Genomic DNA, 7,327 nt, shown 5'->3' with positions numbered 1-7,327 from the left:
CGCCCAGCCTCCGCCGGGGCGAGCGTCGACGACGTCAAGCCTCGACGATGACGGCGGCCTGGTCGGCATCCGAGGGAGTGACAGCACGCGCGGAGCGCGCCGTGGCCGCGGCGATGGCCATCACGATGAGGGCCGCAACCGTGATGGCGGCGCCGATCCAGATCGGCGAGGTGTAGCCGAGGCCCGCCGCGATCCCGACGCCACCGGCCCAGGCGCCGAGGGCGTTGCCCACGTTGAACGCGCCGATGTTCGCGCCCGACGCGAGCGTGGGCGCCGTGCCCGCGTAGGTCATGATGCGGCTCTGCAGACCGGGGACCGTGCCGAAACCGAAGCCGCCCATCAGGAACAGCGCGAGGATCGTGGCGACGCTCGACGACGCCAGCGCGGCGAAGAACACCAGCACGACGACGAGGGCGGCGATGAAGATCAGCAGAGTGCCGTCGACGGACCGGTCGGCGAATCGTCCGCCGAGCCAGTTTCCGATGACCAGACCAACGCCGAACAGCACGAGCAGCCACGGCACGGCGCTGGAGGCGAACCCGCTCACCTGGGTCAGTGTGTAGGCGATGTAGGTGAACGCGCCGAACATGCCGCCGTAGGCGAGGACCGTGACGGTGAGCGAGAGCCAGACCTGGCCAGAACGGAACGCGGCGAGCTCGCTACGAAGGCTGACCGACTGGTCGGGACGCGCGAGCTTGGGAACGAGGGTCGCGATGCCGATGAACGCGAGGATGCCGATGCCGGTGATCGCCCAGAACGTGGAACGCCAGCCGAACTGCTGGCCGAGGAACGTCCCGAACGGGACGCCGAACACGTTGGCGGCGGTCAGACCGGTGAACATGATCGCGATCGCCGCGGCACGCTTGGCGGGGGCAACGAGGCTGGCAGCGACGACCGATCCGATGCCGAAGAACGCGCCGTGGCAGAGGGCGGCGATCACGCGGCCGAGCATGGCGACGTTGTACTCGGCGGCGACGGCGGTGAGAACGTTTCCGATGATGAACAGCACCAGTAGCGCCAGCAGCAACGGCTTGCGCGGAAAGCGGATGGTCGCCGCGGTCAGCACGAGCGCGCCGACGACGACACTGAGCGCGTAGCCGGAGATCAGCCATCCGGCAACAGCTTCCGAGACGGCGAAGTCCGCCGCGACCTCGGGCAGCAGGCCCATGATGACGAACTCGGTGAGGCCGATGCCGAACGCGCCGACAGCAAGCGCGAGCAGACCTAGGGGCATGGGGAGTACTCCTGTTACAGTAGTGAGATAGTTGCACGCGCTGGATATTGCACGCGGTAAGCAATCCTTGCACGCGCAACTATACAGCGCAAGCAACTAATTCCGACCAACCCGAGGAGTGTTGAATGGGGATCGCCGACGACGCCGTCGAGATCCGTGCTCAGGGGTGGCGAACACTCGCCGCCCTGCACGGACTGCTGGAGACCGCACTGGAGCGCCGCCTCGCCGACACGGTCGGTCTCTCGGTTGTCGAGTACACGGTGCTGGACGCGCTCGATCGTCAGGACGGGTGGCACATGCGGATGCAGCAGCTCGCCCGCGCGACTGCGCTCAGCCCGAGCGCGACCACGCGCCTCGTCACACGGCTCGAGGACCGCGGTCTGCTCACCCGGGTGCTGTGCGCGGACGATCGCCGAGGAATCTACACCGAGCTCACCGCGACCGGCCGCGACCTCTACGAACGCGCGCGCCCCCTTCACGACGAAGCCCTCGAGGCGGCGCTCGACGAGGCGGCGACACGACCCGAACTGGCGCCCGTCGTCGATGCGCTGCACGATATCACCGTCCCGGATACCCATCGAGTTGGGTAGCGCCCACCGATCGCGCACGGTGAGGACCGGTCAAGTGCGGGGTCAGTGACTGGCCAGATGGCCGGTGCGGTCGGCATCCGTTCGCGCGTATTGCCCCGGGGTACGGCGGGTAGGCGCCGTACCATTCGCCGATTGTTACCGGGAGGGAACAATCCGCTGAGTGTCATTGCGCTCCTCACAGCCGACTGTCAGGATTCAGGCGACTCGGACTTCGAGTCACTCGGGCGGAGCTGCCATTCACTCCGGTCCCGGAGTGAGTCGGTGTCAGAGAGGAACAGCAGCATGACGCAAACGACGAATCTGCCCCCATCCTTGGATGCGGAGCAAGTCGGTTACAAGAAGAGCCTTGGTCGTCGACACGTCCAGATGATCGCGATCGGAGGGGCGATCGGAACCGGACTGTTCCTGGGGTCGGCATCCCGTCTGCAGAGCACCGGTCCTGCCCTGGTGCTCAGCTATGCACTCGTCGGCGTGATCGCCTACTTCCTGATGAGGGCGCTGGGCGAGTTGGTACTGCACCGGCCGACCTCTGGCGCATTCGTCTCCTATATGCGCGAGTTCTTCGGCGAGAAGTGGGCGTTCTTCACCGGGTGGATCTATTGGATCAACTGGGCACTGACCGGCATAGCGGACCTTTCGGCGGTCGGCCTTTACATGCAGTTCTGGTTCCCCAATCTCGACACCTGGATCACGGTGCTGGTCGGCCTCGTCGTCGTGCTTCTCGTGAACCTGATGTCGGCAAAGGCGTTCGGCGAGTTCGAGTTCTGGGCCGCCATCCTCAAGGTTGGGGCGATCGGTGTCTTCCTCGTCGTAGGACTCGTCGTCGTCCTGGGTCAGTTCGACATCGGTGGACACCAAGCTGGCTTCCACAACCTGTGGAGCAACCCGGGCGGGTTCTGGCCAACGGAGGCGCCCTACAACTGGTACGGACCGCTGCTGGTGATGTCGGGCGTTGTGTTCGCCTACGCCGCCATCGAGATGGTCGGTGTCGCGGCGGGCGAGATGCAGAACCCCGCCCGCGAGGTGCCGAAGGCCGTCAACGCGGTCATCCTGCGTATCGCGGTGTTCTACTGCGGCTCGCTGCTGCTGCTGGTCTCGATGCTTCCGACCTCGGAGTACAAGCCCGGTATCAGCCCCTTCGTCACCGTGTTCGAGAAGTTGGGCATCGAGTGGATGGCCGCCGTCATCCAGGCGATCCTCATCGTCGCGGCGATGTCGAGTCTTAACGCCGGCATGTACTCCACGGGCCGCGTGCTGCGCAGTCTCGGGATGTCGAAGCAGGCGCCCCAGTTCACCCTGAAGATGAGCAAGTCCGGGGTCCCGTGGGCGGGCATCGTGATGACAGCCGCGGTCATGGCTCTCGGCGCCGTGCTCAACGCGTTTGTGCCGAACGCCTTCGAGATCGCCATCGAGGCCACCGCGATCATGATCGTCTTCACATGGGCGACGATCTTCGTCTGCCAGATCCGGTTGCGACAACTCATCAACAAGGGCGTGGTACCACCGACACCGTTCCCGGCGCCAGGATCGCCGTGGACCTCGATCATCGGCCTCGGCTTCCTGGCCTTCGTGCTCATCGGTATCGCGATATCGGGATGGCAGAGCTCGCCGGAGTTCTGGCACAAGATCAACTTCCTCGTGGTGGTCTTCGGCGTCCCCGTGCTGACCGGTATCATGCTGCTCGGCTGGCAGTTGGTCAAACCCAAGGTCATCGAGAACACCGGCGGTCGGATCGAGTCGGTCTGGACGGACGAGGGACCCCGATACGGCGACGCCGTCGTGGCCGACCCGGACGACGACGCGCCGGGACACTGACGCGGAAACCGGAAGGAGTAACAGACGTGCGTACCAAGCATTCAACACTCGCCGGCTCGATCGTCGGCATCCTTTCGCTCGGTCTGCTGACCGGCTGCGGCGGTCCCGGTGAGATCCGGGATCCGACGCCGATCGCGACCGAATTCACCGAACTGCGCATCGGCATCTCGTTCGACCAGCCAGGGCTCGGCGTCGCCACCGAGGCCGGGGAGGAGGGCGGCGTGGTCATCGGCACCGACCCGAAGGGGTTCGACGTCGACACAGCCCTGTACATCGCTAAGGCACTCGGCGTCGCCCCGGATGACGTCACCTGGGTGAAGGCCGACCCGGTCGACCGCGAGATCCTGCTCGAGGACGGCGAGGTCGACATGGTGCTGTCGACGTACACGATCACCGACGAGCGCGCGGAGCGGGTCGACTTCGCCGGTCCGTACTTCGTCGCGCACCAGGATCTCCTGATCCGCCGCAACGACGAGGAGCTCACCGGGCCGGACCGCCTGCACGGGCGCACACTGTGCGCTGCCGCCAACACCACGTCGGCGGACAACGTCCTCGGCCAGTACCGCGGCGACATCGCGCTCGTGCAGCCCGACACGTTCTCGGACTGCGTCGAGCGGCTCGTGGCGGGCGACGTCGATGCGGTGACGACGGATGACGTCATCCTCGCCGGATTCGCGGCACTGCCGGAGTACCGCGGAGTGCTGCGCGTGATCGGCGAGGGCTTCTCGGACGAGCCGTACGGCGTTGCGGTGCCCAAGGGCTCACCCGAGCTGGTCGACCTCATCAACCAGGCGCTGCAGAGCTACATCGACGACGGCTCGTGGGAGGCGTCGTTGAAGATCAATGTGGGCGAATCCGGCTACAAGCTTCCCGACCCGCCGTCGCCCGGCGATTGAGGCAAGGACCATCGCCGAGACGACGGAGTCGACGGCGGCGCTCGCAGGAGCGCCGCCGTTCGACCTGTTGCCGAAGGAGACGATCGCGGACCTCGCGGCCGCGTCGCAGATCGCCGAGTATGCGACGGGGGATGTCGTCCTCGACGCGTTCAAGAACACTCCTCGCGTCGTGTGCGTCGTGCTGGCGGGGGTCGTCGAGTTGTCGGTTGACGCCGATCGCGCCCACGACCCCGCCGACACGCCGGGGCCCGACATGCGGATCGGCGTGGGCGAGGTCTTCGGTCTCGACGCGGGCCTGACGGGCAAGGCGATCGGCCCCTTGGCGGTCGCGGCAGGCCCTGCACGGGTGCTCCGTGTACCCGCGGATCGAGTGGAGACAGCGCTGACCGTGGCCGGCGTGCTCCGCCCGGTGACGCTGCCGCTGGTGCTCGTCGACGAGTTCTCACGCTCGGCGCACCAGCTGACCGTGGATGAGCTCGTCGAGGCCACGCCGCTCATGGTTCCCGCGACGAGCAGCGTTCGCGACGTGGCGGCGGCGATGACCACGCGCGGCGGAGCGGGGTTCGCCGCGCTCGCGCTTCCCGATGGCGGGCTGGGCATCGTCACCGATCGCACGCTGCGCGAGCGGGTGCTGGCCCGCGGGCTGTCGCTGGACACACCCGCGGCCGAGGCCACCGTGACGGACCTGCCGCGCGTCACGTGCGGCGCCTCCGCGGCGGAGGCGCTCATCCTGCTGCTCGACCGCGACGCCGAGTACGTACTGGTGATGAGTCGCGATCAGCGGCTTTTCGGCGTCATCGACCCGAGGGACTTCATCGACTCCGCGGTGACGGCCGGCATGCGGCTCCACGAGCAGATCCGGCGCGCGCGTACGGTCGACGACCTGCAGGTACGGGCGCAGCGGATGCCGGCGCTGCTGGCCGACCTGCTCGATGGCGGGCTGGCATCCTCGCGTGTGCTCACCGTCTACTCGGCGCTGGTCGACGCGGTGATCCGCCGGATGCTCACGCTGGTGTTCGAACGGCACCGCCCGCTCACCCTCGACGCCTTCACGTGGCTGTCGCTGGGCAGCAACGGTCGCCGGGAGGCGACGCTGAGCTCGGATGTCGACTCCGCCGCCGCTTTCCACGGCAAGATCTCGCAGAAGGAGATCGACGCGTATCGCGCGGTGTTCTACGAGGTGACGGGCTGCCTGGCCGCGGCGGGGCTGACCACGGATCAGTACGGCGCGACGGCGGCGCACAAGCTCTTCTCCCGCACCAGCGCAGCGTGGAAGGCCAGCGCGCGGGCGTGGCTGGCCGACCCGCTTCGCGACAACGCGGCGATGATGGCCTCGCTCATGGTCGACGCGCGACCGATCCACGGCGACCCCGGGCTCCCCGACGTCAATCGGGCCTTCACGCGGCTGCGTCGGCATCCCGCGACGATGCGACTGCTGCTGGAGGAGTCGCTCGCGCAACGGGCGCGGCTGCGGTCGCTGCGCGACGTGCTCGCCGGCCGCGCGGACCGCTTCGATGTGAAGCACTATGCCCTGCAGCCGATCACGAACCTGGCCCGCTGGGCGGCGCTGAGCGTCGGCTCGTCGGCGCTGCCGACAGCCGATCGGCTGCGCGCCGCCGCGGGTTCGTCGATGCTGCCCGAACGCCAGGCCGCGGCGCTCATCGAGGTGTTCGAGGTGCTGCAGGGCATCCGGTTGCGGCACCAGCTCTGGCAGGTCGAGGCGGGCCAGCGACCCACCGACGACCTCGACCTCGCGCGGCTGTCGGTGATCGATCGGAGCATCATCACGCGCGCCGTCCGCGAGATCGCGACCGTGCAGAAGCGGATGGCGAACCTGTCGCGTTTCACCGAGATCGACGACTGGAACCGGCGCGAGAGCGATGGTCGCGTGCGGTGACTGTCCTGGAGGTGCCACCGGGCGGCCGGGTCGCTGTCATCGGCGACCTCAGCGGGCACGCCGACGCCCTGCGCGCCGAGCTCGCCCGCCTCGGGGTGCCCGAGGGCGGGGCAGGCCGCATCCCGTCGGACCTGCGGATCGTGCAGGTAGGCGATCTCGTGCACCGCGGTCCCGACTCGGCTGGTGTTGTCGCGCTCGTCGATCGGCACCTGCGTGACACGCCGGGTCGCTGGGTGCAGCTCGTCGGCAACCACGACGGCTACTACGTGCGGCGACGCCAGTTCACATGGGACGAGCGCGTGCCGTCGCGCACGGCGGCGACCCTGCGGCGCTGGTGGTCCGAGGGCGCGATGCGCGCCGCCGTCGCCATCCGCGGTGCGGACGAGTGGTTCGTGGTCACCCACGCCGGCGTGACGCGGGGCTTCTGGAGCGAGATCCTGGGCGCTCCTGCCGACGCCGTTGGCACGGCCGATGCGATCAACGCGCTGATGCGCACGAAGCCGAGGGTGCTGTTCCGACCGGGCGTTCTCGTGGGGTACCGGCGACCGTCGATGTCGGCCGGTCCGATCTGGGCGGCCGCTGGCACCGAGTTGCTGGCGAGCTGGCTCGATCACGAGCTGCCGTTCAGCCAGGTGCACGGTCACACGTCGATCTATGATTGGGACAGCGGAAGCTGGTACGCGGACCCCGCTGCCCGCTCCCTGGCCATCCTCGACGAGTCCGCGAAGCATGTGGCGGTGACCCTCCCCGGCGGTAGGCTGGTTAGCGTAGACCCCTGCCATGATGCGATCGCGCGTCACGACTGGCGTTCGTTCGAGTTGTCGGGCCCGACATGCGGTGGCGCGGCGTCGACCTGACACCCGGGCGAGCGCCGGGTCCGGCGTCGAAGCCCATG

The 7,327-nt window shown here is 68.1% G+C and carries 6 protein-coding genes; 5 read left to right on the top strand and 1 reads right to left on the bottom strand.

The window, feature by feature from the left end; all coding sequences use genetic code 11:
- Positions 1–34: 34 nt before the first annotated feature.
- Positions 35–1,234 (bottom strand): MFS transporter, encoded by a 1,200-nt coding sequence (locus WBP48_RS18800; RefSeq protein ID WP_424442334.1) that lies wholly within the window; start codon positions 1,232–1,234, stop codon positions 35–37.
- Between the two features lie 125 nt (positions 1,235–1,359).
- Here WBP48_RS18800 and WBP48_RS18795 point away from each other — a divergent pair, with 125 nt between their 5' ends.
- From WBP48_RS18795 to WBP48_RS18775, 5 genes are all read left to right on the top strand, one after another.
- Positions 1,360–1,824 (top strand): MarR family winged helix-turn-helix transcriptional regulator, encoded by a 465-nt coding sequence (locus WBP48_RS18795; RefSeq protein ID WP_424442333.1) that lies wholly within the window; start codon positions 1,360–1,362, stop codon positions 1,822–1,824.
- 282 nt (positions 1,825–2,106) lie between these two features.
- Positions 2,107–3,639 carry an amino acid permease gene (locus WBP48_RS18790; RefSeq protein ID WP_424442331.1) on the top strand — a complete coding sequence of 511 codons (1,533 nt, stop codon included), beginning with the start codon at positions 2,107–2,109 and terminating at the stop codon, positions 3,637–3,639.
- Between the two features lie 26 nt (positions 3,640–3,665).
- A complete protein-coding gene (locus WBP48_RS18785; protein WP_424442330.1) occupies positions 3,666–4,535 on the top strand; it encodes a glutamate ABC transporter substrate-binding protein in 870 nt (289 codons plus the stop codon).
- Positions 4,483–6,432 carry a putative nucleotidyltransferase substrate binding domain-containing protein gene (locus WBP48_RS18780; protein WP_424442328.1) on the top strand — a complete coding sequence of 650 codons (1,950 nt, stop codon included), beginning with the start codon at positions 4,483–4,485 and terminating at the stop codon, positions 6,430–6,432. Before WBP48_RS18785 ends, WBP48_RS18780 begins: the two co-directional genes overlap by 53 nt.
- Positions 6,429–7,289 (top strand): metallophosphoesterase, encoded by an 861-nt coding sequence (locus tag WBP48_RS18775; protein ID WP_424442327.1) that lies wholly within the window; start codon positions 6,429–6,431, stop codon positions 7,287–7,289. Before WBP48_RS18780 ends, WBP48_RS18775 begins: the two co-directional genes overlap by 4 nt.
- Positions 7,290–7,327: the final 38 nt, after the last annotated feature.

It is taken from the genome of Microbacterium sp. (assembly GCF_049661145.1).
Taxonomy (GTDB): domain Bacteria; phylum Actinomycetota; class Actinomycetes; order Actinomycetales; family Microbacteriaceae; genus Microbacterium.
This window is presented reverse-complemented; position numbering and strand designations above follow the sequence as displayed.

Excerpts from the sequence above, each read along its gene's own strand:
- WBP48_RS18800 (WP_424442334.1), bottom strand. The coding sequence starts at position 1,234 with ATGCCCCTAGGTCTGCTCGCGCTTGCTGTCGGCGCGTTCGGCATCGGC.
- WBP48_RS18795 (WP_424442333.1), top strand. The coding sequence starts at position 1,360 with ATGGGGATCGCCGACGACGCCGTCGAGATCCGTGCTCAGGGGTGGCGA.
- WBP48_RS18790 (WP_424442331.1), top strand. The coding sequence starts at position 2,107 with ATGACGCAAACGACGAATCTGCCCCCATCCTTGGATGCGGAGCAAGTC.
- WBP48_RS18780 (WP_424442328.1), top strand. The coding sequence starts at position 4,483 with ATGTGGGCGAATCCGGCTACAAGCTTCCCGACCCGCCGTCGCCCGGCG.